General features: G+C 74.1%; 21 protein-coding genes. 16 read left to right on the forward strand and 5 right to left on the reverse strand.

The features are described 5' to 3' along the window. Window positions 1–228 precede the first annotated feature (228 nt). The 4 genes from ABT247_RS17150 (at window position 229) to ABT247_RS17165 (ending at window position 4,423) form a co-directional block, all read left to right on the forward strand. Window positions 229–1,233, forward strand: a complete 1,005-nt coding sequence (locus tag ABT247_RS17150; RefSeq protein ID WP_350743596.1) for a DUF8829 domain-containing protein — start codon at window positions 229–231, stop codon at window positions 1,231–1,233. 191 nt (window positions 1,234–1,424) lie between these two features. Beyond that, the gene (locus tag ABT247_RS17155; RefSeq protein ID WP_350743598.1) at window positions 1,425–2,063 is read left to right on the forward strand and encodes an NUDIX hydrolase; all 639 of its coding nucleotides are present in this window, start codon (window positions 1,425–1,427) and stop codon (window positions 2,061–2,063) included. 604 nt (window positions 2,064–2,667) lie between these two features. Then, on the forward strand, window positions 2,668–3,465 hold the full coding sequence (locus tag ABT247_RS17160; protein WP_350743600.1) for an SGNH/GDSL hydrolase family protein: 798 nt from the start codon (window positions 2,668–2,670) through the stop codon (window positions 3,463–3,465). Between the two features lie 160 nt (window positions 3,466–3,625). Next, window positions 3,626–4,423: an SGNH/GDSL hydrolase family protein gene (locus tag ABT247_RS17165; protein WP_350743602.1), complete on the forward strand. Its 798-nt coding sequence runs from the start codon at window positions 3,626–3,628 to the stop codon at window positions 4,421–4,423. 100 nt (window positions 4,424–4,523) lie between these two features. Here the strand turns inward: ABT247_RS17165 and ABT247_RS17170 are convergent, their stop codons facing one another. The 3 genes from ABT247_RS17170 to ABT247_RS17180 form a co-directional block, all read right to left on the reverse strand. After that, the gene (locus tag ABT247_RS17170; protein ID WP_350743604.1) at window positions 4,524–5,429 is read right to left on the reverse strand and encodes a nitroreductase/quinone reductase family protein; all 906 of its coding nucleotides are present in this window, start codon (window positions 5,427–5,429) and stop codon (window positions 4,524–4,526) included. A 400-nt stretch (window positions 5,430–5,829) separates the two neighbouring features. Then, entirely contained in the window at window positions 5,830–7,014 is a 1,185-nt protein-coding gene (locus ABT247_RS17175; protein WP_350743624.1) for a polysaccharide deacetylase family protein, read from the reverse strand. Between the two features lie 254 nt (window positions 7,015–7,268). Next, window positions 7,269–9,098, reverse strand: coding sequence for an AMP-dependent synthetase/ligase (locus tag ABT247_RS17180; protein ID WP_350743606.1), 1,830 nt, complete (start codon window positions 9,096–9,098; stop codon window positions 7,269–7,271). Between the two features lie 716 nt (window positions 9,099–9,814). Between ABT247_RS17180 and ABT247_RS17185 the strand changes: the two genes are divergently transcribed. The 5 genes from ABT247_RS17185 (at window position 9,815) to ABT247_RS17205 (ending at window position 16,254) form a co-directional block, all read left to right on the forward strand. Continuing rightward, window positions 9,815–12,991 carry a sensor histidine kinase gene (locus ABT247_RS17185; protein WP_350743608.1) on the forward strand — a complete coding sequence of 1,059 codons (3,177 nt, stop codon included), beginning with the start codon at window positions 9,815–9,817 and terminating at the stop codon, window positions 12,989–12,991. Continuing rightward, a complete protein-coding gene (locus ABT247_RS17190) occupies window positions 12,988–13,407 on the forward strand; it encodes a roadblock/LC7 domain-containing protein (RefSeq protein ID WP_350743610.1) in 420 nt (139 codons plus the stop codon). The genes ABT247_RS17185 and ABT247_RS17190 overlap by 4 nt, the downstream gene beginning before the upstream one ends. A gap of 8 nt (window positions 13,408–13,415) precedes the next feature. Continuing rightward, on the forward strand, window positions 13,416–14,015 hold the full coding sequence (locus ABT247_RS17195) for a DUF742 domain-containing protein (protein ID WP_350743612.1): 600 nt from the start codon (window positions 13,416–13,418) through the stop codon (window positions 14,013–14,015). Then, window positions 13,996–14,640 (forward strand): GTP-binding protein, encoded by a 645-nt coding sequence (locus tag ABT247_RS17200; protein WP_350743613.1) that lies wholly within the window; start codon window positions 13,996–13,998, stop codon window positions 14,638–14,640. Before ABT247_RS17195 ends, ABT247_RS17200 begins: the two co-directional genes overlap by 20 nt. Before the next feature lie 873 nt (window positions 14,641–15,513). Next, a complete protein-coding gene (locus ABT247_RS17205; protein ID WP_350743614.1) occupies window positions 15,514–16,254 on the forward strand; it encodes a winged helix-turn-helix domain-containing protein in 741 nt (246 codons plus the stop codon). Window positions 16,255–16,434: 180 nt separating this feature from the next. Here the strand turns inward: ABT247_RS17205 and ABT247_RS17210 are convergent, their stop codons facing one another. Beyond that, a complete protein-coding gene (locus ABT247_RS17210; protein WP_350743615.1) occupies window positions 16,435–17,427 on the reverse strand; it encodes an aldo/keto reductase in 993 nt (330 codons plus the stop codon). A 390-nt stretch (window positions 17,428–17,817) separates the two neighbouring features. Between ABT247_RS17210 and ABT247_RS17215 the strand changes: the two genes are divergently transcribed. The 5 genes from ABT247_RS17215 to ABT247_RS17235 all read left to right on the forward strand — a co-directional run bounded on the left by ABT247_RS17215 (window position 17,818) and on the right by ABT247_RS17235 (window position 21,291). Further along, complete coding sequence (locus ABT247_RS17215; RefSeq protein WP_350743616.1) at window positions 17,818–18,384, forward strand: TetR/AcrR family transcriptional regulator; 567 nt, start codon at window positions 17,818–17,820, stop codon at window positions 18,382–18,384. A 110-nt stretch (window positions 18,385–18,494) separates the two neighbouring features. Next, a complete protein-coding gene (locus tag ABT247_RS17220; RefSeq protein ID WP_350743617.1) occupies window positions 18,495–19,076 on the forward strand; it encodes a DUF4865 family protein in 582 nt (193 codons plus the stop codon). Window positions 19,077–19,096: 20 nt separating this feature from the next. Then, window positions 19,097–19,570, forward strand: a complete 474-nt coding sequence (locus ABT247_RS17225) for a carboxymuconolactone decarboxylase family protein (RefSeq protein ID WP_350743618.1) — start codon at window positions 19,097–19,099, stop codon at window positions 19,568–19,570. Next, the gene (locus ABT247_RS17230; RefSeq protein ID WP_350743619.1) at window positions 19,567–20,529 is read left to right on the forward strand and encodes a phosphotriesterase family protein; all 963 of its coding nucleotides are present in this window, start codon (window positions 19,567–19,569) and stop codon (window positions 20,527–20,529) included. The genes ABT247_RS17225 and ABT247_RS17230 overlap by 4 nt, the downstream gene beginning before the upstream one ends. Window positions 20,530–20,637: 108 nt before the next feature. After that, window positions 20,638–21,291 (forward strand): Pr6Pr family membrane protein, encoded by a 654-nt coding sequence (locus tag ABT247_RS17235; protein WP_350743620.1) that lies wholly within the window; start codon window positions 20,638–20,640, stop codon window positions 21,289–21,291. A 214-nt stretch (window positions 21,292–21,505) separates the two neighbouring features. Here the strand turns inward: ABT247_RS17235 and ABT247_RS17240 are convergent, their stop codons facing one another. Then, window positions 21,506–22,270, reverse strand: coding sequence for an SDR family NAD(P)-dependent oxidoreductase (locus ABT247_RS17240; RefSeq protein ID WP_350743621.1), 765 nt, complete (start codon window positions 22,268–22,270; stop codon window positions 21,506–21,508). A gap of 157 nt (window positions 22,271–22,427) precedes the next feature. Between ABT247_RS17240 and ABT247_RS17245 the strand changes: the two genes are divergently transcribed. Both ABT247_RS17245 and ABT247_RS17250 read left to right on the forward strand, forming a co-directional pair. Further along, window positions 22,428–23,054: a TetR family transcriptional regulator gene (locus ABT247_RS17245; RefSeq protein ID WP_350743622.1), complete on the forward strand. Its 627-nt coding sequence runs from the start codon at window positions 22,428–22,430 to the stop codon at window positions 23,052–23,054. 245 nt (window positions 23,055–23,299) lie between these two features. Further along, window positions 23,300–24,442, forward strand: coding sequence for an alpha/beta hydrolase (locus tag ABT247_RS17250; RefSeq protein ID WP_350743623.1), 1,143 nt, complete (start codon window positions 23,300–23,302; stop codon window positions 24,440–24,442). Window positions 24,443–24,496 lie beyond the last annotated feature (54 nt).

Consider the following 24,496-nt stretch of genomic DNA (forward strand, 5'->3'; position numbering starts at 1 on the left):
CGCGCCGTGCGGGGGGGGGGGGGGCCCCCCCGCCTGTGTTGGGGGCGGGGGTTGGCGCGGTTGCGGGGGGCCCGCCGGCTTTTTCCCCGGCGCGCCGCGCGGGGGGGGCGCGGGGGGGCGCCCCCGCCGGGAGGTGGACGGCCGCCGGGCGGGCGGGCCGGTGGGGTCGGCGGGGCCGGGGCGCGCGGGCGGCGCGGCGGCCGGGCCCGGGGTGCGCCGCCGCAGCCGGTGGCGGTCGCGCTCGCCGCGGAAGCGGCGGACTTCGCCGGGCTGGCGAAGTACGGGATGTTCGGCGCGCTCGGGCACCAGGAGTACCTGCGCCGGGCGGAGCAGCAGCTGAGGGTCCTCCAGGGGCAGGGGCTGGAGGTGCATCTGAGGGTGTTGGAGGCGGGTGACTTCGAGGACTACTGCGCGGCGGTCGGGCTCGATCCCCGGACGGCCGCCGCCCGGGTCGCGTACGCGGGCGATCCCGAGCTGGCGGGGGAGCCGTTCGTCTACGCGGGGGAGCGGTTGGCGGAGCTGCTCCCGGTACTGCTGGACGATCACCGGGCGCGGGTGCGGATGTCCGTCGCCTGCGCGGCCCTGCTGGACGCGCTCGGCGACGACCTGGCCGGGCAGGCGCGGATGGCGGCGGTGATGCAGTACGTGACCTCCGTCTACCTGGCGCTCGCCGAGGGCGCGGGAGAGGGCTGCCACCTGCTGACGCTGCGGTGCCACGGCCCGGAGGACGGCGAGGAGCTCACCTCGGCGGTGGACGTCTGCGTGGAAGGGGGGCGGCTGCACCCGGCCGGGCGGGACACGGAGGCGTTCTGCGTCACGCTCGCGGCCGGTGTGGCCTCCGGTGGTGCGGGGGCGCTGCTGCTGCACGGCGATCCGTCGAGCGCCCGGCCGAGCGAAGCGCCGAGCGCAGGGCCGAGCGCACGGTCGAGCGCCGGGCCGAGCGCAGGGCCGAGCGCCGATCCGGAGGCGTCGGCGGCAGGCCCTCCCGAGGGGGCGCCGCCCGGCCCGGTGGCGGACCGGGCGCCGGCGGCGCCCGGGCCGCTGGGGCCGTTGGTGCGCGGGTGGGCCCTCGCCGACGGGCGGCTGCGGCCGATGACCGCCCATGAGGTGTTCGACGAGCTGGCCGACGACGCGGAGCGCGGGCTGCCGTTCCCGCCGGGGGTGGTGCCGCGGCCGGGGTTCCCGCTGCCGGGCTTCCGGGAGACCGGTGAAGGGGGTGGGCCGCTGGGGTGATCAGGGTGGTCGCGGCCTCCGCATCCGCCATGCGGCGCTGGGGACTGTTCATCGACCGCCTGTTCGGGGAAGATTCGGAGAAGATCAACAGCAGGAGCGTGCGGTACCCCACGCCGCCGCTCCGGCCGCTCCGCTCCGAACCGTGCTCCGCAGGTCCGGCGAGCCCGACAGCGAGAGGGGGGACGCACGGCATGGGCCGGATCGAGTTCACGGCGGAGGTCGCCGAGCTGCTCGGGAAGGTGCGGCGGCGTCCCACCGCGGGCTGGCCGTGGCGGCCCGGTGAGCAGGTGCCGGAGGGCCTGCCGGTGAAGCAGTCCTGGGGCTGGCTGTTCGCCCCGGACGGGCGGGTGCTGACCCTGGTGAACCCGCGGGACGGGATCTGCTCGCTGCCCGGCGGCTCGCTGGAGCCGGAGGACGACGGGGACCCTGCCGCGGCCCTGGCCCGCGAGGCGAACGAGGAGGCCCAGGCCGTCATCGGCCGCCCCTACTACCTCGGCTACCTCTACGACCGGGTCGGATCGGCCAACGGCGGTCACGAGTGCGCCCGGGTCCGGATGGCGGCGGCGCTGCGCTCGGTCGGCCCGAGTGCGGCCGACCCGGCCTCGGGCCGGCACTACCGGCGGCTGCTGGTCGCACCGGGGCTGGCGGTCGAGCTGCTGGGCTGGGGCGCGCCCGGACTGCGCCAGGCCCGGTCGGCGGTCGCCACCGCCGTCCGCTGGCTCGGTGTGCCCGCTGCCGCGAACGAGACGATCGAGGAGCTGCCGGTCGAGGGCTGCACCGTCTTCCCCGGGACGGTGTACCCCGGAGGCGGCCGGTCGGCGGGGAGCTGATCTCACCGGCGGGCCGGCCGACCGTCCGCTGAGCCGCGCCTCCGGCCGGGGCGGAGGGCAGAGTCGCACTCGGGCCTGCCGTTCGCCTTTTGCCGCTCCGTGCCTGCCTGCCTGCTCTGCCTGCCTGCTCTGCCCGCGTGCCTGCCTGCCCGCCCGCTTGCCTGCCTGCCTGCTCTGCCTGCGTGCCTGCCTGCCCGCCCGCCCGCTTGCCTGCTTGCCCTGTCCCGCCCGGCGCCCGGACCCGCTCCCTGCCCAGCCTCGCCCGAGCCGCTTCCTGCCCCGGCAGCCCGTCCACGACCGATGATCAACGTTCCCCGGCGGCAGCGGATTTCGCTCCCCCGACTCGGCCGCGCTCCGGCCGCGCGCCAGCCGTGGGCTGACCGCCGACTGACGCTGCGCTGACTCATCGGATTTTCTCATCTACACGCGATGATCGACGGGCGTCGACATACACCATCGCCCACCTGGGTGAACTCACGCTCCGTCGGGCGCAGTTCACTTCTGCGCTATCGGATGGGCCGTCAATGTCTTTGGCATGAGCGCTTCCGCGTTCAGCTACTGCCTGGTATCCCTCTCTGTGACCCAGGTCATACCAGGAGGTGCAATGCTCCGCCCCGCCCGCGCCCTCTTCGTCGCCGCCACAGCGGCTCTCCTCTCCATGACGACGCTCATCACGGCGTCATCCGCCCACGCGGCCGGCGTCAACTACGTCGCCCTCGGGGACTCCTACTCGGCCGGTGTCGGTGCCGGCAGCTACCTGAGCGACAGCGGTAGCTGCAAACGCAGCACCAACGCCTACGCCTACCTCTGGAAGAACGCCCACAAGCCGTCGTCCTTCACCTTCGCGGCCTGTTCGGGTGCGAGAACCGGTGACGTCCTCAACAGCCAGATCTCCGTCCTGAACTCCGGCACCACGCTGGTCAGCCTCACGATCGGCGGCAACGACGCCGGCTTCGCCGACACCATGAAGACCTGCGTGCTGGGCTCGGACAGCGACTGCCTGAGCGCCGTCAACGCGGGCAAGGACTACGCCCTCAACACCCTGCCAGCGCAGCTGGACCGGGTGTACTCCGCGATCCACGCCAAGGCGCCCAACGCCCACGTCGTGGTGCTGGGCTACCCGCACCTGTACAAGGTGGGCGGCTCCTGCATCTTCGGCATCGGCGACACCAAGCGCGCCGCCATCAACGCCGCCGCGGACACGCTGGACGGCGTCATCGCGAAGCGGGTCGCCAACGCGGGCTTCACCTTCGGCGACGTGCGGAGTGCTTTCACCGACCACGAGATCTGCGGCTCCTCGAGCACCTGGCTGCACAGCACCACGCTGCCGGTGGACGAGAGCTACCACCCGAACGCGGCCGGTCAGGCCAGCGGCTACCTCCCGGTCTTCAGCCGCTCCTGAACCGAGCCCGTAGCACGGTGACGCTCCGCCAGGCGATCCGGCCGCCCGGTACCGGTACCGGTGCCGGTGGCGGTACCGGTGTCGGTACCGATGCCGTCCGTACGGTGTCCGGCCGCCGCCTGGAAGATCCACTTCGTGACCCACATCACCAGGAGGTGCAATGCTCCGCCCTGCTCGTGCTCTGTCCGTCGCTGCGACAGCCGCTCTCCTCGCGCTGACGACGCTCTTCACGGCGTCGTCCGCCCACGCGGCCGGGATCAACTACGTGGCGCTCGGGGACTCCTACTCGGCCGGTGTCGGTGCCGGCAGCTACCTCAGCGACAGCGGTAGCTGCAAACGCAGCACCAACGCCTACGCCTACCTGTGGAAGAACGCGAACGCCCCGTCCTCCTTCTCCTTCGTCGCCTGTTCCGGTGCGAGAACCGGTGACGTCCTCAACAGCCAGATCTCGGCCCTGAACTCCGGCACCACGCTGGTCAGCCTCACGATCGGCGGCAACGACGCCGGTTTCTCCAGCACCATGCAGACCTGCGTGCTGGGCTCCGACAGCGACTGCCTGAGCGCCGTCAGCACGGCCGAGTCCTACGCCCGCAACACCCTGCCCGGCCAGTTGGACCAGGTGTACTCCGCGATCCGGGCCAAGGCGCCGAACGCCCACGTCGTGGTGCTGGGTTACCCGCACCTGTACAAGGTGGGCGGCTCCTGCATCTTCGGCATCGGCGACACCAAGCGCGCCGCCATCAACGAGGCCGCAGACACGCTGGACGGCGTCATCGCCAAGCGGGTCGCCAACGCCGGCTTCACCTTCGGGGACGTCCGCGACGCGTTCTCCGGTCACGAGATCTGCGGCTCGCTGGACACCTGGCTGCACAGCACCACCCTGCCGATCGACGAGAGCTACCACCCCAACGCGGCCGGCCAGTCCGGCGGCTACCTGCCGGTCTTCAGCCGCTCCTGAGGGGCCCGGCTCCAGCGCTCCGCCGGGTGAGCGTCCGTGACAGCGGTGGCGCCGCCGTCCCCACCCACGTGCTGGGGGAGGGAACGGCGGCGCAGCCGTGTCAGGCGTTCGGCGGGGCGGGCCGGACCGGAGGGAACGGAATGCCGGCGAGGGCCGGCAGGAGTTCGGCCTCCTCGTAGTCGAGGTGCGCCTCCAGCTCGGCCGACATCCGGTCCAGCTCGGCCCGGAGCAGTTCGGGCTCGCTGACCGCGATCCCGGCCAACAGCGCCACCAGCTCCTCCTTGATCCGTCCGATCGCCCGGTGCTGCTCACCGAGCCGTTCCAGCACGGCGACCAGCTCGGGATGGCTGCGCGCGAGGGCCGGGAAGATCGCGGCGTCCTCGCCGGAGTGGTGGTGCGTCAGTCCCTGGCAGAACGCCAGGCAGTGCTGCCGCAGTTGCAGCCCCAGCCCCGCCGGACGGCCGGGGGAGTGGGCCCGGGCCTCCGCCCGGACGTGGTGCAACTGGGCGCGCAGCCAGGTGTGCGCCTCCAACAGCTTGTCGGCGAGGCTGTGCACCTCGCGGGGTGCGCCGACCGGCGGCTCGGGTCGTTCCAGGACGACCACGGGCAACTCGCGTTCGGTGTGGGCCTGGTAGTCGCCGTAGCCGGGCGCCTGCCGGACGATCTCGGCGAACAGCCTCTCCCGGTGGGTGCCTTCGGCGGGGACGGCGATCGCGTCGAAGGTTTCGGAGCCGAGTTCGACGCGGGAGACGGGATGGGCCAGCAGGTTGCGGTACCACTGGGGGTGTTCCGGGGCCCCGGCCGCCGAGGCGACGACCAGCAGCAGCCCCTCGGCCCGGACGTAGCCGAGCGGGACGGTGTGAGGACGCCCGCTGCGCGCGCCGGTGGTGGTCAGCAGCAGCAGGTCACCGCCCTCGAAGGGGCCGCCGACCCGGCCGCCGTTGGCGCGGAACTCGTCGATGACCTTGCGGTTGAAGGAATGGGCGGGGTTGGACGACTTGGGCATGGGTGTGTGGTGGAGTCTCCGGAGATTTCGGGGGAGTCGCGGCCACACGCGGTACCACGCGGCAACGGGCGGACACCGCGGTGACCGCCTGGGTCAGATCAGGGCAGCGGAGCAAGTACTCATCGCGCATCGTCCCCTGGGAAATCAGGTGCTGGCTCGGCTGCCGGCCGGCCCACTGCTCTGTGGCCGACGCCGCGCTGCACGCCCCCATTAGAGCCACGCCGTGGTCCTGCTGTCAACGACCAAGATCGTTGGCGAGCGGGGTGCGGGCGTGCCACGAAGGCGTGCAGCGAGGGCGTGCAGCGCGGGTGTGCCACGAACGCGTGCCGCGCGGGCGTGCGGTGAGGCGCGTGCCAGCGTGCCATGAGGGCGTGCGGCGCAGGGGCCGGCCGGGCGCCCGTCAGCGCAGGTAGTCCGTCAGCCCCGCCGGCTTGAGACCGGCGGCGTCCGCGGCGGCGAGGGCACGTGCCAGGTCGGTGGCGAGGGTGTCGGTCCAGTGCATCAGCACCACGTCGCCCGGCTGCAGCGGGCCGGGGTGCCAGACGGCGGAGGCGCCCCAGCTGAAGTCGGCGTCGGCGGTCAACACCGTGCGGATGCCGCAGTCGGCCGCGGCCTGCAGGGTGTCGGTATTCCAGGCGAAGGACGGCGGACGGAACACCACGGGCGCCGTGCCGAACAGGCGGGTCATCGCGTCGCGGGCGTCGCAGATCTCGACCTGCTGCTGGTCCGGCGGAAGCTTGCTGAGGTCGGAGTGGGAGACGCTGTGGTCCTGGATCGAGGACCCCGGCACGGCGGTGACCCGCCTGAAGAAGTCCGGGTCGCCGCCGGCCGGCATCGGCAGCGGGAAGGCGGTGATCGGCAGGTGGTGGTCGGCGATGAACCGCTCCGCCTCGGGGGTGCGCTGCCAGCCGTCGTCCACCGTGAAGAACACGACCTTGTCCTCGGTCGGGATCGAGCCCCGCGCGACCGCGGGTGCCGGCGCCGGGCCGTCCACCCGCACGTCGTCCACCGAGAACGGCCCCTGCTGGTACCAGCCGTGCACGTACAGCCGGATGCTGCGGGCGTCCGGCCCGGTGGTGAAGCGGGTGGTCAGCTGCTGCCAGCCGCCGCCGGTGGTCTCGGTCCAGGCGGGGGCGACGTCCCGGCCGGTGCCGGTCGCGCCCAGGTGGACGAAGTCGCCGCGCACCCAGGCCGAGGCGGTGTAGGTGGTGTCCGGTTGGACGGAGACGGTCTGCGCGCACTCCCCGGTGGAGTCGTCGCCGGCGGGGGTGACGGTGAGCGCCGAGCCCCCGGAACGGGGTGCGGTGGTGGTGACGGCCGCCTCGGCCGGTCCGCCGGTGCAGTTCCACCCCGGGATGCTGCCCCAGTCGGCGAGGTTGGGGGAGGGCAGCTCGAACCCGGGGTTGGTGGCCAGGTTGACGGTCTGCCCGGTCTGCCCGGTCTGCCCGGTCTGGCCGGTCTGGCCGTTCTGACCGTTCTGCCCGGTCTGCCGGGCCGGATCGCCGGTGGCTGCGGAGGCCGCCGGGACGGCGACGGCGGCGAACAGGACGACGGAGGCGGCCAGCGCGGACAGGCGCGTGGACATCGACACGTGAGGACTCCAGCGGGTGGGACACGCCCGTGGGGAGGGCGTGAGCGGAATCGGGACCGTGGGACTTCCCGGAGGGACGGGAACGAGCTGTGCCGGTGCGCCGCACGCGGACCGGAGAGCAACAATGGACTGGACCAATGAGCCCGTCAAGGGATCGCCCGGTGGACGGTCCGACTGCGGCTCGGCCGTCACCCCTTGTTCGGCACCGCAGAAGACGCAACGTCAGAGCAACTCAAATCGCAGACAGTTCAGGGCGAGAGGTACAACTCCTCGATATCCGAGGCGTAGTGCTGGGTGATCGCCGCCCGCCGCAGCTTGAGCGAAGGCGTCAGCAGCCCCTGCTCCTGGCTGAACTCCCTTGGCAGCAGCCGGAACGCGCGGATCGACTCGGCCCGCGACACGGCCGTGTTCGCCGCGGCCACCGCCCGCTGGATCTCGGTGTGCAACTGCTCGTCCGCGAGCACCGCCCAGGAGTCCAGCTGCTCCCGCCCGTGGGTCTTCAACCAGTGCGCCAACGCGGCCGGGTCGAGCGTGATCAGCGCCGCCACGTACGGACGGTCGTCGCCCACCACCAGGCACTGGGAGACCAGCGGATGCGCCTCGACCCGCTCCTCCAGCGCCGCCGGCGCGAGGTTCTTCCCGCTGCTGGTGACGATCAGGTCCTTCTTGCGCCCGGTGATGGTCAGGTAGCCGTCCTCGTCCAGCCGGCCGAGGTCGCCGGTGGCGAACCAGCCGTCGACCAGCGATTCCGCCGTGCACCGGGGGTGGTTGAGGTAGCCGCCGAAGACCGACCCGCCGCGCACCCACACCTCGCCGTCGTCGGCGATCGCCACGGAGGCGCCCGGCAGCGGCTTCCCGACGGTGCCGAGCTTCTGCCGTCCGGCCGGATTGGCGGTGATCGCGGCCGTGGTCTCGGTCAGTCCGTAGCCCTCGTACAGCTGGAGCCCGGCGCCGGTGAAGAACAGTCCCAACTCGCGGCGCAGCGAGGAGCCGCCGCACATCACGCTGCGCACCTGGCCGCCGAGCACGGCGCGCAGCCGGGGGTAGACCGTCCGCTCGTAGGCGAGGTGGCGCAGCCGCAGTCCCGCGCCCGGGCCCGGGCCGCGGCCGAAGGCCTTCTGCTCCCGTGCGGTCGCCCAGTCGACGGCCACCTGCCGCGCCTGCTCGAAGAGTTCGCCCCGGCCGGTCTCCTCGGCGGTCCGCCGGGCCTGTTGGAAGATCTTCTCGAAGACATAGGGCACGGCGTGCAGGAAGGTCGGCTGGAAGGTCTTCAGTGCGGGCAGCAGCGCGTCGGTGGAGACCTCGGGGATGTGGCCGATCCGGAAGCCGCCGCGGATCGCCGCGACCTGCACGGCCCGCCCGTAGACGTGCGCGAGGGGCAGGAAGAGCAGGGTCGCGGGCTGGCCGCCGCCGGTGTCCCGGAAGACGTCACCCCACCCGGTGAGCAGCGCGTCGGCCTCTGCGGTCAGATTGCCGTGGGTGATCAGGCAGCCCTTGGGGCGGCCGGTGGTGCCGGAGGTGTAGACGACGGTGGCGATGTTGGCGGCCGCGACGGCGAGCCGCTGGCGGTGCACCAACGCGACGGGGACGTCCCGGCCGTCCTCGGTGATCGCCGCGACGCAGTCGCGGTCCAGCTGCCAGATGCCGGTGAGGTCGGGCAGTGCGTCGCAGACCGCGCCGACGGTCATCGCGGCGTCCTCGTCCTCGACCAGACAGGCCACCGCCTGGGTCTCGGCGAGGATCCAGCGCACCTGTTCGGGCGCGGAGGTGGGGTAGACCGGCACGGTGATCGCGCCGATCGACCAGAGCGCGTAGTCGAACAGCGTCCACTCGTAGCGGGTGCGGGACATCAGGGCGACCCGGTCGCCGTAGCGCACGCCTCGGGTCAGCAGACCCTTGGCGAGGCCGAGGACCTCGTCGCGGAACTGCCGCGCGGTGACGTCCTCCCACCGCCCGTCGGCGGCGCGCCGGGACAGCTGGACCAGGTGGGGCGTGCGCTCGGCGGTGTCGTACAGGGAGTCGGCGAGTCCTCCGGCGGCCTCGCGCCCGGGCGGGGCGGGGGTGGTGAACTCGCGCACAGTCCTCCCCAGTTCGCGTCTCGCGGCGCTGTCTGCCGGACCCGGTCGGCGGGCGCCGGAGTGGCGGCGCCCGGTCGCGCGGGTGGAGCGAAACTATCGGATCGTCCTGTCACTGCCCAGGGTTGTGGCGGGGACGCGACGAGATCGGCACGGCTGCGCTCGAGCGGTGTCGTGATGGGGGAGACGGGGAGGAGGAACCCGGGGAGGCGGGACGGAGGCCGAGGGGACCGGAGGGGCGAAGCGACGGGAACCGGGGCCGGGGAGCCGGTGGAACGGGTCGCGAGCCGGGAGCTGCCCAAGGGCCGGGGGCCGGGAGCTGCCCCGGAGTCGGGAGCGGGAGCTGCCACGGGCGGCCCCTGACGTGTCCTGGGCAAGGTGAGGACGCGGGTGGTTCGACCCTCGAACGTGTGGTCACGGCGTAGTAGAGTCTCGCAGACCCGCGGCCGGGAGCCCTCCGCAGCTTCCTTCCCATACCTTCGCAAAGTCCGTCCGAGCCCCTCCCTCCGCGCCCGACCGAACCGTCCGAGCCCGCCCGATCCCCGACCCGACCCGACCCGGCCCCCGCCCCGACCCGGCCGGATCCTCCGCAGTCCCCGCCTGCCCGGCACCTGCCGCCTCCCCCGGCTCCCCGCTCACCCCGCCCTCCGTTCCCCGCTCGCCCCGCCCTCCGCTCCCCGCTCCCCGTCCGCGCCTGGCACTTCCCGACCGAGGACTCCATGCGTCTGCGCAGCAGCTCGATCCGCGCGAAGATCATCGCGCTGCTCCTGGTGCCCATCGTCGCCCTCACGGCCCTGTGGGTGTACGCGACGCTCGCCACCACCGGGGACGCCCTCGACCAGCTGGCGATCAGTCGTACGTACAAGGAGTACGGGCCGGCCGTCGACCAGTACGCGAGCGACCTGCAGGACGAGCGCCGGGCCGCCGTGCAGCGCCTGGCCGACCCGAACTCGCCGGTCGCCCGGGACGCCTTCGAGCACGCCAAGGCCGCCACCGACCGAAGCCTCGCGGTCCTGCGGCAGAAGAAGGACAGCGCCCGGGGGGAGCTCTCCGCCGCCCAGCGGGCCCGCCTGGTGCAGATCACCGCCGCCGCCGACCAGATCGCCCCGCTGCGGGCCCAGGTCGGCCGCCTGGCGCTGAACTGGGAGTTCGCGCTCGGGCAGTACAGCGACCTGGTCCGGCCGGTGTTCGGCTTCCGATCCGCCTACGTGGCCCGGCAGAGCGGGCAACTCCCGCGTCAGGGAACCATCCTGATCGAGCTGGTGCGCGCCCGCGAGTACCTTTCGCAGGAGGACGCGGCCATGGAGGGCCTGCGCACCGGCACCGGCAAGCCCACCGCCGAGCAGTACCAGGCCGCACTGGACGCCCTGCACAACCAGCAGGCGCTGTTCACCGTCTACATCGCCGAACTCGAACCCGCCGACCAGGCCGACTACATCGCCCTGCGCGGTGGCGAGGCCTGGGGCGCGCTGGCCCGCGCCGAGGCGGACTTCGTGGGCGCCGGCGGCCCCGACCGGGTCGTGCAGGCCCTCAACGGCGACAACTGGCGCCAGACCGCCGACCGCTCCCTCGGCGATCTCGCCTCGATCGACGCCAGGATCGCCGCCGGGCTGGACGACCGTGGACGGTCCACGGCGATCGCGGCGCTCTGGCGCGGCGGCATCGCCGGTGGGATCGCCCTGGTCGCCGTCGTGCTGACCATCATGATCTCCTTCCGGATCGGTCGCGGCCTGGCCCGCGAACTGATCGGCCTGCGCAACGCGGCCAACGAGCTGGCCACCACCCGACTGCCGTCCGTGATGCTGCGACTGCGCCGCGGCGAGCCGGTGGACGTGGCCGCCGAGGTGCCGGAACTGCACTTCGGCCAGGCCGAGATCGGCCAGGTCGGCCAGGCCATCAACGCCGTCCAGCGGGCCGCCGTGGAGGCCGCCGTGGAACAGGCGGAACTGCGGCGCGGCGTGTCGGCGGTCTTCGTCAACCTGGCCCGGCGCAGCCAGGTCCTGCTGCACCGGCAGCTCACCCTGCTCGACACCATGGAGCGCCGCACCGAGGACCCGAGGGAGCTGGAGGACCTGTTCAAGGTCGACCACCTCACCACCCGCATGCGCCGGCACGCCGAAGGCCTGATCATCCTGGCCGGCGGCTCGCCCGGACGCGCCTGGCGCAAGCCGGTGCGGATGGTGGACGTGGTCCGCGCGGCCGTCGGCGAGGTCGAGGACTACGCCCGGGTGATCGTCCGGCCCTTCCCCGGCACCGGTCTGCTCGGCAGCGCCGTCGCCGACGTGACCCACCTGGTCGCCGAACTCGTCGAGAACGCCGCGGTGTTCTCGCCACCGGCCACCCAGGTCACCGTCCAGGGCGAGGTGGTCGCGCACGGCTTCGCCCTGGAGATCGACGACCGCGGGCTCGGGCTGAGCGAGCAGCTGCTCGCCGAGATCAACGAACGCCTGGCCGTGGAGCAGGAGTTCGACCTGGCAGACACCGACCGGCTGGGACTGTTCGTGGTGAGCCGGCTCGCCCGCCGCCACGGCATCCGGGTCCACCTGCGGCCCTCGCCGTACGGGGGGACGACGGCCGTGGTGCTGATCCCGCGCGAGCTGCTGGCGGAGGCGCCGGACGGCCTGCCGGAACCGCCGGCCCAGCCGTCCGGGGCGGCTGCGCCGGGCCGGGGGCCGAGGCGGGCGGCGGGGCGGCGCGGGCGAGACCTGGTCGCGGTGCCGGGCACGGCCGAGGCTGCGCGTACGGCCACTGCGGCAGCCGCCACCGGTACGGGTGGCACGGGTGGTACCGGTGGTACCGGTGGCACGGGTGGCCGGCACCGGGTCTCCGGAGGACCGCGCCCGTCCGCGCCCGAAGCGGGGCGTACGGCCAACGGGCTGCCGCGCCGGGCAGCGCGGACCAAGGGCGGTCCGGTCCTGGTGCCCGCGCCCGTGCCGGACGGCGAGGACGCTCCCGGCACGGGGCGCCACCGGCGGGACGCGGCGGTGTCTGGCGGCCTCTCCGCGGTGGACGGCAGGCTGACGGCCTCGCCGGAGGACGGCGCGCCCCCGGCCGGGGAGCCCGCAGCCGGCACTCCCGGCACTCCCGGCACGGCCGGCACCCTGGACACCGTCGGCACCCTCGGGACCGCCGGCACCCTTGGGACCGCCGCCCCAGGGGACGGCGCAGCGGCGGCCGGAGCAGCGGCGCAGGCGGCGCCCCGGACGCCGGGCGGTCTGCCCCGGCGCGTCCGGCAGGCGAACCTCGCGCCGCAGCTGAGGGAGCAGGCGAAGGAGCGGCTGCGTGCCGCGGCCGGGCCCGAGGACCACGACACCCGGCGCACCCGGGCGACGGCCGGTCCGGCCGGTGCGGCGGACCTGACGGAGCCCCGGGAGCGCTCGCCCGAGGAGGCCCGGGCCGCCTTCGCCTCGTTCCAGCGCGGCTTCACCCGCGGCCGCGGCTCCACCGGTCCGGCCGATCGAGCCGCCCGGTCGCGCACGGCCGAGGACCGAACCACCGAGGGCGGTACCCCGCAGGACGCGACGGCGCAGGGCCGTACCCCGCAGGACGCGACCGCGCAGGATCGTTCCAGCGCCTCGGACGCCCGCTTCAGGGCCGTCCCCAGGTGGCAGCCGCCGGACCCGTCCCTGCGGGCCATCAGCCCCGCGCCCGCCCCGGCGGCGCTGCCCGCACCCGCCCCCGAGGACGCCGAGCGCGCGCGGCTCGCCCGCAGGACGCCGGACGGGCAGCCGGTCCGGCCGAACCCGGGGCCCGCCTCGCCCGTGCCGCCCGTGGCACCCGAGGGGTCAGCGGCACCCGGAACGACCGCAGCACCGGCACCACCTGCAGCATCGGCACTTCCAGCACCATCAGCACCACCGGCATCACCCGCCCCAGCGGAAGGAACTGAATCATGACCACTTCGACGCAGCCGTCCGGCGACCTCAACTGGCTCCTGGACGACCTGGTGGGGCGCGTCGCGGCCCTTCGGCACGCGGTGATCCTCTCCAGCGACGGGCTGGCCACCGGCGCCTCCCGCGACCTGGACCGGGAGGACGCCGAGCACCTCGCCGCCGTCGCGGCCGGGTTCCACAGCCTGGCCAAGGGCGCCGGCGGCCACTTCAAGGTCGGCGGGGTCCGGCAGACCATGGTCGAGCTGGACGAGGCCTTCCTGTTCATCACCGCCGCCGGTGACGGCAGCTGTCTGGCCGTGCTCAGCGAGGCCGAGGCGGACATCGGCCAGATCGCCTACGAGATGGCCCTGCTGGTCAAGCGGGTCGGCGAGCACATGGCCGCCGAGCCGCGCACCGAAACCGCCGCGCCGAGGAGCTGAGCGGTCCGATGGCGGATCCGAAGGCGAACGGGCCGGAGCACCTCCGGGCGCTCGGCGGCCCGGAGGCGCCCGGCGGCCCGGAGGCGTTCGACAGCCCGGCGGGGATCGGCAGCGCGGAGGCGCCCGGCGGCCCCCAGGTGCCGGTGGGCCCAGCCGGGCCCAGCGACGGGGAACGGACGGCCCCGGACGAGCCCGAGGTCGACCTGTTCCGGCCGCGCACCTCGGTCGACGACCGCTGGTTCGACGACGAGGCGGGGCCGGTGGTGCGGCTCTTCGCGATGACCAGGGGCCGCACCCGTCCGGTCGAGGAGGGCCTGTTCGACCTGATCTCGCTGGTCACCGCCAAGGACCCCGGGCCGGACGCGGGGGCCGTGCCCGCGCACGTCCTCGACCCCGAGCACCAGACCCTGCTGGCCTGGTGCCGCCACGAGCCGCTGTCCGTGGCCGAACTCGGCTCCTACACCGACCTGCCGGTCAGCGTCGTACGCGTGCTGCTCGGCGACCTCTACGACGCCGACCTGATCAGCGTCACCCGACCCGTTCCGCTCGCCGAGCTGCCCGACGAGCGCCTGCTGCGAGACGTGATCAATGGACTCCGTGCGCTCTGACCCCAACCCCGCGAGCGCGCCCCCGGCGCGGCGGGGGAACGCCGACGACCCGCAGTGGCGCGGAGGTCCGGCCGTCGCGGTGAAGATCCTGGTCGCGGGCGGGTTCGGCGCGGGCAAGACCACGCTGGTCGGCGCGGTCAGCGAGATCCGCCCGCTGCGCACCGAGGAGGAGCTCAGCGAACTGGGCCGCCCGGTGGACGACACCTCGGGCGTCGAGGCGAAGCGCACCACCACGGTGGCCATGGACTTCGGCCGGATCGACCTGCGGCGCGGACTCGCGCTCTACCTGTTCGGCACCCCGGGGCAGGACCGGTTCTGGTTCGTCTGGGACGAGTTGGCGCGCGGGGCACTCGGCGCCGTGGTGCTCGCGGACACCCGCCGGCTGGCCGACTGCTTCCCCTCGGTCGACTTCTTCGAGCAGCGCGGCATCCCGTTCGTGGTCGCCGTCAACTGCTTCGAGGGCAGCGAGCTCTTCGCCCCGGAGGAGGTCCGGGACGCGCTCGACCTCGACCCGGGGATCCCGGTGCTGCTGTGTGACGCGCGGTTGCGGGAGGACGGCAAGGACCTGCTGGTCGCCCTGGTCGAGCACGCTGCCGCCCGCCGAGCGGCCGCCGCCCGGGCCTGACCGCCGGAGGATTCCGCTGGTCAGGGCGGTTCAGCCCGTCCCGCGTCTCATTCCGTCGTCCGCATTCCGGACGATCGGCGTACTGAAGGTTGCCTGGACGGGCTCGGGCATGGAAGGCTCTGGTGATGAAGGCCGCCCCGGTCATGCCGCCGGGAGGGTCGGAAACCTCCCGTTCGTACGGGAGTTGCCGACCGGTGTCGGCCGTCGAGGCGTCGTCGCACAGGACGAAGGGGAGGGCGACAGGGATGACCATCGGTCAGCACCGCACCGCCGCCGTGCCCCGCCCCGTCATGCCGGTGCTCACCGTCCGCCGCTACATCGACCAGGCGCTGATCTGCAGCGCCTGTTGTCGCTGACGGCCCCTTCCCGCCCCGGTACGTCCCCCCGGCGGCACCGGCCGTCCGGCCGCCGCCCGACGCACCGTCGATCCCTGTCGATTCCTGTCGATTCCCGTCGATCCCGTCGACCAGGCCGTGACGGACCGCCCACCCGGCGCGTCCACGGCCGACCAACCGGCCCCGCCTCGCGGAGAGAACCACCAGTGAACATCGTCTGCCCCAGCCCAGCCCCCGGCATCGCCGGCCGCACCCGTCCGACCGGGCCGGCCGTCGCGATGTGCGCGGGCCCTCGGACCGGACGGTGGAACGGGCGCGCGCGTCGCGCCGCGGACAGCCGACGGAGCCGTCTCGACCTCGAGCCGTTCTGGCCGTCCCGGCAGCCGCACCTGTTCGATCAGACGTGTCCGGGCTCGCCCAGCGCGTCCCGGCTCTCCACCCGCTGAACCGGTTCCACCCGGTCCGGCGACGGCGGTACGCCCGGTCGACGCGCAGACGACTCCACCCCGTCCGTCACGCGCGAAATGAGCGGCACACCATGTCTTCTTCCTCCACGGCCACCCTGCCCCTGCCCACCGCGACTCCGCACCTGCGCGCGGTCCGCTCCGTTCCCACCGGTCGCGGCGTCGCCACCGTCGCGTCCGTCCCCTCCAGGTCCGCCGTCCCGACGATCGCGCCCGTTCCGTCGGCCGGCACCGCAGCACCGGTCGCGCCGACCGTCGGGCCGGCCGGGACGCTCGTACCCTCGGCGCCGGCCTCGCTGCTGGCCGCACTGCCCGAGGGCGCGACCGTCGTCGCCGCCCTGCCGCAGGGCTCGCTGCCGCAGGGCCTCCTCGCCCAGTACCCGCAGGCCGGGGACGGGGCGGGCCACCCGATGGTCGGCTACCTCGTCCTGGTGCCGGCCGAGAGCCCGGCGGCTCCCCCTGCTGGGAGCGGTGGAACGGCCGTCCCAGGCGGCGTCTCCCATGCCGGTCGGACGGTCCGCCCGGCCGGGCGCGGGATCACCGTCGACACCGAGCGGCGCAACGCCTACGTCGACGGGCGGCTGCTCGACCTCACGTACCTCGAGTTCGAGCTGCTGGCCCACCTGACCGAGCACCCCCAGCGCGTGCACACCCGGGACCACCTGGTCTCGGCGGTCTGGGGCTACGGCCACGTCGGGGACGGACGCACCGTCGACGTGCACGTCGCCCGACTGCGCCGCAAGCTCGGTGCGGCCTACCGCGACACGATCGTGACGGTCCGTCGGGTGGGCTACAAGTACACCCCGGCCAACTGACCCGCGCTCCGCCGAGCCCGAGGAGACGGCCGGCGGCCAACGGCTGACGGGCTCGGCGGATCGCAGGACCCGCCGAGCCCGTCAGCCGTCAGCCGCCGGCGCCAGGGGCCGCGGTCAGGGCCGGCCATCGGCTGCCGCCCCTCGGGTTCCGGTCTCCCGGGTCCTGGCGCGCGGCCCGGGTCAGCGGCTCAGGCGGTCGATCTCCGCCAGTTCCTCCTCCGTCAGCGGCCCGCCGGCCAGCGCCGCGAGGTTCTGGTCCAGTTGGGCCACGCTGCTCGCCCCGATGATCACCGAGACGACCCTCGGGTCCCGCAGCACCCAGCACAGCGCCAGCTGCGCCAGGGACTGCCCGCGCCCCTCGGCGACCTTGTTCAGCGCGCGCAGCTGCTCCAGCTTCGGGCCGGTCAGCGCCTCCTCGGTCAGGAACTTCCCGACCGACATCCGCGACCCGGCCGGCACCTCGCCGGACAGGTAGCGGTTCGTCAGCAGACCCTGGGCGAGCGGGGAGTAGGCGATCAGGCTGGTCTGGGTGTCGCCCACCGCGTCCAGCACGCCGCCGTCCTCGACGGACCGGTCGAGGATCGAGTACGCGGACTGGTTCATCAGCACCGGCGTGCCCAGCTCGCGCAGGATCGCCACCGCCTCCCGGTGCTGCTCCGCCGGGTAGTTGGAGATCGCCGCGTACAGCGCCCGGCCCGAGCGCACCGCGCTGTCCAGGGCGCCCATCGTCTCCTCGATCGGAGTCTCCGGGTCGTAGCGGTGCGAGTAGAAGACGTCGACGTAGTCCAGCCCCATCCGCTCCAGGGACTGGTCCAGGCTGGCCAGCAGGTACTTGCGGCTGCCGCCGTTGCCGTACGGGCCGGGCCACATGTCCCAGCCGGCCTTGGTCGCGACGAACATCTCGTCCCGGTACGGGCGGAAGTCCTGCGCGAACAGGTAGCCGAAGTTGCGCTCCGCGCTGCCGTACGGCGGACCGTAGTTGTTCGCGAGGTCGAAGTGGGTGACGCCCCGGTCGAAGGCCCGGCGCAGCACGGCCCGCTGCACCTCCAGCGGCTGGGCGTCGCCGAAGTTGTGCCAGAGGCCGAGCGAGACGGCGGGCAGCTGCACGCCGCTGCGGCCGGCCTTCCGGTAGGTCATCGAGGCGTAGCGGTCGTCCGAGGCGAGGTAGCTCATGCCGGACATCCTGCCAGCCCCCGGCGGCCGATCAAGTCCTTGCTCCGGCCGGCTGCCCGAGCGGCCCGGCACCCGGCCGGCCCGGCGACCAGCCGACCACCCGACCGGTCCGCCCGAGCCGGCACCCGCCCGCGCTGCGACCGCCCCGGCCGCGACCGCCGTTCTGTACCTGGGTGGTGCCTACGCGCGGTGGGCGCCTGGCACCGTCCGTGACGTGACCGGCGCCACCGTCCACAAGCGGAATGCGACTGCGCACCAAGGGGGATGACGGACCGTCGAGGGGCCGTGGCCGCCGGGGGGCGGCGCACGGCCCTCGGTCTTCCGGTTCCCGGCATCGAGGAGCGGTGAATCCCTGGCGTTCTGTACCTACTGGTGTGTACAGTGATCGGCATGAGCACTCAGGAACGCCTCATCGAGAGCACCCAGGCCCTCCTCTGGGAGCGGGGGTACGTCGGCACCAGCCCCAAGGCCATCCAGCAGCGCTCCGGGGTCGGCCAGGGCAGCATGTACCACCACTTCACCGGCAAGCCGGACCTCGCCGCCGCCGCCCTGCGCCGCAGCGCGGAGCAGATGCGCGGCATCGCGGAGGCCGACCTCACCGCCCCCGGCACCGCGTTCGACCGCATCGCCGGGTACCTGCACCGGGACCGCGAGGTGCTGCGCGGCTGCCGGATCGGCCGGATGGCCCAGGACCCGGACGTCATCGCCGACCCGCAGCTGCGCGCACCGGTCGAGGAGACCTTCGACTGGCTGCGCGGCCGGATCGCCGAGCTGATCGCCGAGGGCCAGGCGGGCGGCGAGTTCGCTCCGGGCCTCGACCCGGCGGACACCGCCGCCGCGGTGGTCGCCGTCGTCCAGGGCGGCTACGTGCTGGCCCGCGCCGCGAACAGCGCCGAGCCCTTCGAGCAGGCCGTCCGCGGCGCCCTCGGGCTGCTCGCCGCGCACCGCCGGTCCTGACCGGCGCGGGGCGGCCCGCCCGCGGGCCTGCCACCGCCCCGGTCCGGACGACCCGGGCGAACCTTCTCCCCGGCACCCCCGACACGTCCCGAAGCCCCGAGGAGCCCGCCGTGCACGCCATGCAGTACGAGATCCCCCTCCCCGCCGACTACGACATGGGCATCATCCACAAGCGCGTCGCCGACAAGGGCCACCTGCTCGACGCCTACCCCGGGCTCGGCCTGAAGGCCTACCTGGTCCGCGAGCGCGGCCGGGACGGCTCGCCGGCCAACCAGTACTCGCCGTTCTACCTGTGGAACACCTCGGCGGGGATGAACTCCTTCCTCTGGGGCCCGGGCTTCCGGGGCCTGAGCGCCGACTTCGGCCGCCCCGTCGTCCGCCACTGGCTGGGTGCCGGACTGGTGCGGAACGCCGACGCCGGAGCGGCCGCCCCGACCAGCGCCACCCGCACCACCGAGCGGCTCCCCGAGTCCGTCGACCCGGCCGAGGCCGTCGAGCGGGCGCTCGCCGAGCTCCCCGTCCACCCGGGCCTCCACACGGCCGCCGTCGCCGTGGACCCGAGCCGGTGGGAGCTGCTCCGGTTCGCCCTCTGGCGCGGCCCGGCTCCCGAGGACGAGCCCGGCACCCGCTACCAGGTGCTGCACCTGTCCTGCCCCGAACTCGACCGGCTGCCGACCGGCCGCCACTGGTGAAAGGACCCCTCCCCACCGTGATGCCCACCGCCCAGGCCACCTCCACGGGCGCCGCCGACCCCGCCCCGGCCGACCTCGCCCCCGCCGACCTCACGCCCGCCACCCTCGACCGCGACGCCGGTTACGCCCTGCTCGCCGAACTCGCCGGCCCCGTCGCCACCGCCACCCTGGGCGGCCTGGACGGCCTCGCTCCCGGCTTCCCCGACTGGATCGTCACCAGCCTCTTCGGCGGCACCTACCAGCGCCCCGGCCTCTCCCTGCGGGACCGCCAGATCGCCAACCTCGCCGCCCTCACCGCCCTCGGCGGGGTCGAACCGCAGCTCGCCGACCACGTGCGCAACAGCCTGCGGATCGGGATGACGGAGCAGGAGATCACCGAGGTGCTCGTCCACCTCGCCCCCTACGTCGGCGTCCCCAGGACCCTGGCCGGCCTGCGCGTCGCCACGGCGACCTTCGCGGCGGCGGCCGACACTCCCGGAGAGGACGAGGCATGACGACCCCGGCCGCCACCACCCGCAGGGTACGGACCGTCCTCGGCGACCTCGACCCGGCCGAGCTGGGCGTCACCGACGCCCACGACCACCTCTTCATCCGCAGCCCCCGGTTCCCCGGCCAGGAGCTGGACGACCCGGCCGCCGCCGAGGAGGTCCTGCGTGCCTACGCCGCCGCGGGCGGCCGCACCCTCGTCCAGTGGACGCCGTGGGGCATGGGCCGGGGCGCGGGCTCCCTCGCCGCGCTGTCCCGGGCGGCCGGCGTCCACGTCGTCGCCGCCACCGGTGCGCACCAGACGGCCCACTACGCCCCGGGCCGCTTCCCGGACCTCGGCGACCGCCCCGTCGAGCGCCCCGCCCCGTACGCGGACCTCGCCGCACGCTTCGTCACCGAGCTCACCACCGGACTCCCCGACGCGCCCGACGGCGTCCGGCCGGGCCTGATCAAAATCGCCGACGACGCGGGCCCGCTCACCCGGCACACCCGCTGGACGATGGCCGCCGCGGCCGAGGCGCACCACGCCACCGGGTCCCCGATCGCCGTCCACCTCGAACCCGACGGTGACCCGCACGGCGTCCTGCACCGGCTCTCCGGACGGCACGGCGTCCGCCCCGACCGGATCGTCCTCGGCCACCTCACCCGCTTCACCGACCGGGCACTGCACCGCAGCCTGGCCGCCGAGGGCGTCTTCCTCGCCCTGGACAGCCCCTCCCGGATCGGGCACCCCGGCGACCTCCAGGCCTTCGACGTGATCGCCGACCTGGTCGAGGCGGGCTACGGCGACCGGCTGCTGCTCGGCGCCGACACCACCACCCGGACGGCCCGCGAGACCGGCGGACCAGCACGGCTGCTCACCGACCTGGCTCCGCGGCTGGCCCGCAGCTTCGGGCCCGAGCTGCCCGAGCGGCTCCTGGTCGCCAACCCGGCCGCTGCCCTGGCCGTCGACTGGCGCACCCCCTGAGGACGCCAGGGCGGCACCCTCTCCTGTGGCCGAGTCCGCCCGGCGGGGTTTGAATCCCAGTAGCCCCACCGGACCACCGGACCACGCCCCCGAGAGGCCGCCCTGACGATGCACCCGTGGCTCGCGCCCGCCCGGCTCGCCGTCGCCACCCTCCTGGCCGTCGCGCTCTGCTTCTCCGGCTACCACGCGGCGACCGACGGCACGGGCGTGGTGAACTTCCTCAGCTACTTCACCAACCTCAGCAACCTGGCCGGGATGGCCGTCCTGGGCTACGGCGGCTGGGCCGGACTGACCGGCCGCCGGCCCGTCCCGGACGCGGTGCGCGGGGCGGTGGTGCTGTACCTGGCGATCACCGGTCTGACCTACGGGACGCTGCTGGCGAACTACCCCGCGCCGACGGTCGTCCCCTGGGTGGCGGACGTGGTCCATCGCGCCGTCCCGCTCGCGGTGCTCGCCGACTGGCTGATCGACCCGCCCCTGCGGAGCGTGCGACCGCGGGTGGTGCTGGGCTGGCTGGCGTTCCCGCTGGTCTACCTGGCGTACACGCTGACCCGCGGCCACGCCGTGGACTGGTACCCGTACCCGTTCCTCGACCCGGCCCGGCACGGCGGCTACCGCCGGATCGCGGGGGCGTGCGTCCTCATGGCGGCCGCCCTGCTGCTGGTCGGGGCCGCCGTCGCGGCGGTCGGCAACGCCCTGGCCGCCCACCGCGACGCCCGCCGGGGCGTGGCGCCCCCGGGCCGCCACGCCCGGGCCGGGTGAGCCGCCCGCCGACCGAGCCGACCGGGCACGGCGGAGGGCGCAGCAGCCGCCGCTCCGGCCGGCACCGCCGATGACCACCGACGGATCCGGTGCCGCACGGGGGACGGCACAGGACCCGCCGGGTCGGCCGGATCCGCCGGATCGGGCCGCCGGGCCGGACGGGTCCGCCGACCGGTCGCGGTCCGGCGGAGTACGCCGGGTCCGCCGGACCGGGTCACATGTGGGTGCCGCCGTCGATGCGCAGCTCGGTGCCGGTGACGAAGGCGCCGTCGTCGGAGGCCAGCATGGCGATCACACCGGCCACCGTCTCCGGGCCCGCGAAGCCCTGGCCGAGGGCGGGGGAGAGCTTGGCGAGCAGACCGAAGTCGGCGTCGGCGGGCAGGCCGGGGTTGTTGGTCATGCCGCTGTCGATGCTGCCCGGCGCGACGCAGACCGCGCGCAGGCCCTGCTTGGAGTACTCCGAGGCGATCGCGTGGGTGAAGGACTGGATGCCGCCCTTGGTCGCGGCGTAGGCGGCCATGTAGGGGTGGGCGAAGCTCGCGGAGGTGGAGCTGAAGTTGACCACCACGCCCCGACCGGTGGCGAGCAGCGCGGGGAGCGCCTCGCGGGTCATCAGGAAGGTGCCGGTCAGGTTCACCGCGAGGAGCCGGTTCCAGAACTCCAGGGTGGTCCGGTGGGTGTGCGAGGAGCGGAGGATCCCGGCCGCGTTGACCAGGACGTCCAGGCCGCCCAGGACCGCGATCGCCTCGGCCGTGCCGGCCACCACGGCCGTCTCGTCCGCGATGTCCAGGACCTGGACGGTCAGCCGGTCGGCCGTGCCGTCGGCGGTCGCACGGTCCAGCGTCCTCTTCAGACCGTCCTCGTCGATGTCGACGGCGACGACCTTCCCGCCCTCGGCGAGGATCCGGTGGACGGTCGCCTGGCCGATGCCAGAGCCGCCGCCGGTGATCAGGACGTTCCGTCCGCTGAAGCGCTCCATGGTGGTACTCCGTTCGTTCCCGGTCGCCCGACTCGTTCTCGGCCGTTCGACCTCTTCCGGCACGGTACGCCTTTCTGGCATGACGTGCCAAGAAGTCGTGACGTGTCAGGATGGCGTGGTGTGCCGTAGGAGTGATCGACTGCGTACCCTGACCCTTGTGACCGGACGCCCTTCGCTGACCCAGCGCCGCCGTGACGCCACCCGGCTGGAGATCGCCCGTACCGCCGCCGCGCTCTTCGCCGGGCAGGGGGCCGAGGCGACCACCGCCGAGGAGATCGCCCTCGCCGCCGGCATCTCGCTGCGCACCTTCTACCGCTACTTCTCCGTCAAGGAGGACGCCGTGGCGCCGCTGCTGGCGGCGGGCGGACAGCGCTGGGTGGACCTGCTGGCGGACAGCGCGGCGGACCTGCCGCTGCGCGAAGCGCTGGAGCGCTCGGCGGTGGCGTCGCTGACCCCGGCCGACGACGCCGCGGTGGAGGCCATGCACTGGACGCGCAGTCTGCTGCGCGATCCGCGGTTGGAGGGCACCTGGCAGCGGGTCCACGCGGGGGCGGAGGAGCGACTGCGGGCGGTGCTGGCCGAGCGCTGTCCGGCGGGCACCGACCCGCTGGAGCTCCGGCTGGCCGCGGCAGCGGCGACGGCCGCGATCCGGGTGGCGCTGGAGCAGTGGGCGTCCTCCGACGCGCCCGCCACCGGGCCGGGCTCCCCGCAGGACCTCGGCGCCCGCTGCATGCGGGAGCTCACGGCGGGGCTGCGGCTCTGGGACCGGGTGGGCGGCGAGTAGCCGGGGATCGGGCACGATCTCCGCCCCGCTCACCCGCCGTCGCTCACCCGCCGTTCGAACACCGCGCTCCGGACCCCCGCCCGCCCCGTGCCCCCTCCGCCTCCCTGACTGTCGGCCAGGCACCAGCTTTCTCCCAGCTCCCGCTAGGGTTGGACCTCGCACGCCCCGGTGGGGGAACCGGGGGGACCTCCTCGGATGTCCTGGACGGAGGGGCGCGGAGTTCGAGGCGTGGGAGCAAGTAGAACATGGGTCTGACGAGCCACAAGGTGCTGGCGCTGGCCGTAGTGATCGCCGTCGTGATGATGGCCGGCACGGTCTGGTTGTGGCCCAGACTCGCCAGGAAGACCTGGCAGGCGGTGTGCGGCCGGATCGGCGCGCTGCTCGCCACCCAGCTCGCCGTCCTCGCCGCGCTCGGCCTCGTCGCCAACAACTACTTCGCCTTCTACAGCAGTTGGGACGACCTCCTGGGGACGGGCAGCACCGGCCCGGTGGTGATCCACAACAAGGCGGACGCCTCCGGCCGCCTCCTGGTCGACACCGTCGGCCGGGCCTCGGTCAAGGGCGGGGGAGCGGTGGGCCGTGAGCCCGCCCAGTCCGGCGAGATCCGCAAGGTGCGGATCGACGGCAGGCTCAGCCGACTCTCCACCGAGGGGTACGTCTACCTGCCGCCCCAGTACTTCCAGCCCGAGTACGCGCAGAAGCAGTTCCCGGCGGTGATCGTCAGCACCGGCTTCCCAGGGATAGCCGAGAACCTGATCACCCGGTTCAACTACCCGGGAGCCGCGCTCAAGCTGCTGCAGGAGGGCCGGATGCAGCCGACCGTCATGGTCCTGATGCGCCCCTCGCCCGCGCTGCCGCAGGACACCGAGTGCGAGGACATCCCGGGTGGCGCCCAGTCCGACACCTACTTCAGCAAGGACGTCCCCTCGGCGATCCAGGCGAGCTTCCGGGTCTCCACCGACCCGCAGGCCTGGGCCTTCATGGGCAACTCGACCGGCGGCTACTGCGCGCTCAAGCTGGCCATGCGCCACCCCGACGTCTTTCCCACGGCCGTCGCCCTCTCCGCCTACTACGAAGCCGCCGACGACCCGACCACCGGGGACCTCTTCGGCGGCAGCAAGCAGCGCCGCCAGGAGGCCGACCTGCTCTGGCGGCTGAGGAACCTGCCCCAGCCGGAGATCTCCGTACTGCTGGCCGGCACCAAGAAGGGCGACGGCAACTACCGGCAGGACACCGAGGCGTTCATCGACGCGGTGCACGACCCGATGAAGGTCTCGTACAGCATGCTGGAGCACGGCGGCCACAACTTCGAGACCTGGAGCGCGCTGCTGCCGTCCTCGCTGGAGTGGCTGTCCGCCCACCTCAAGGTGCCGGGCCAGGCCGTCTGACGCCGGGGGGCGGAAAACCCGAAGCCGGGCGTGAGCGGCCCCCCGAACCGAGCC

Source organism: Kitasatospora sp. NPDC001539, assembly GCF_040298565.1.
In the GTDB taxonomy this organism is placed as follows: domain Bacteria; phylum Actinomycetota; class Actinomycetes; order Streptomycetales; family Streptomycetaceae; genus Kitasatospora.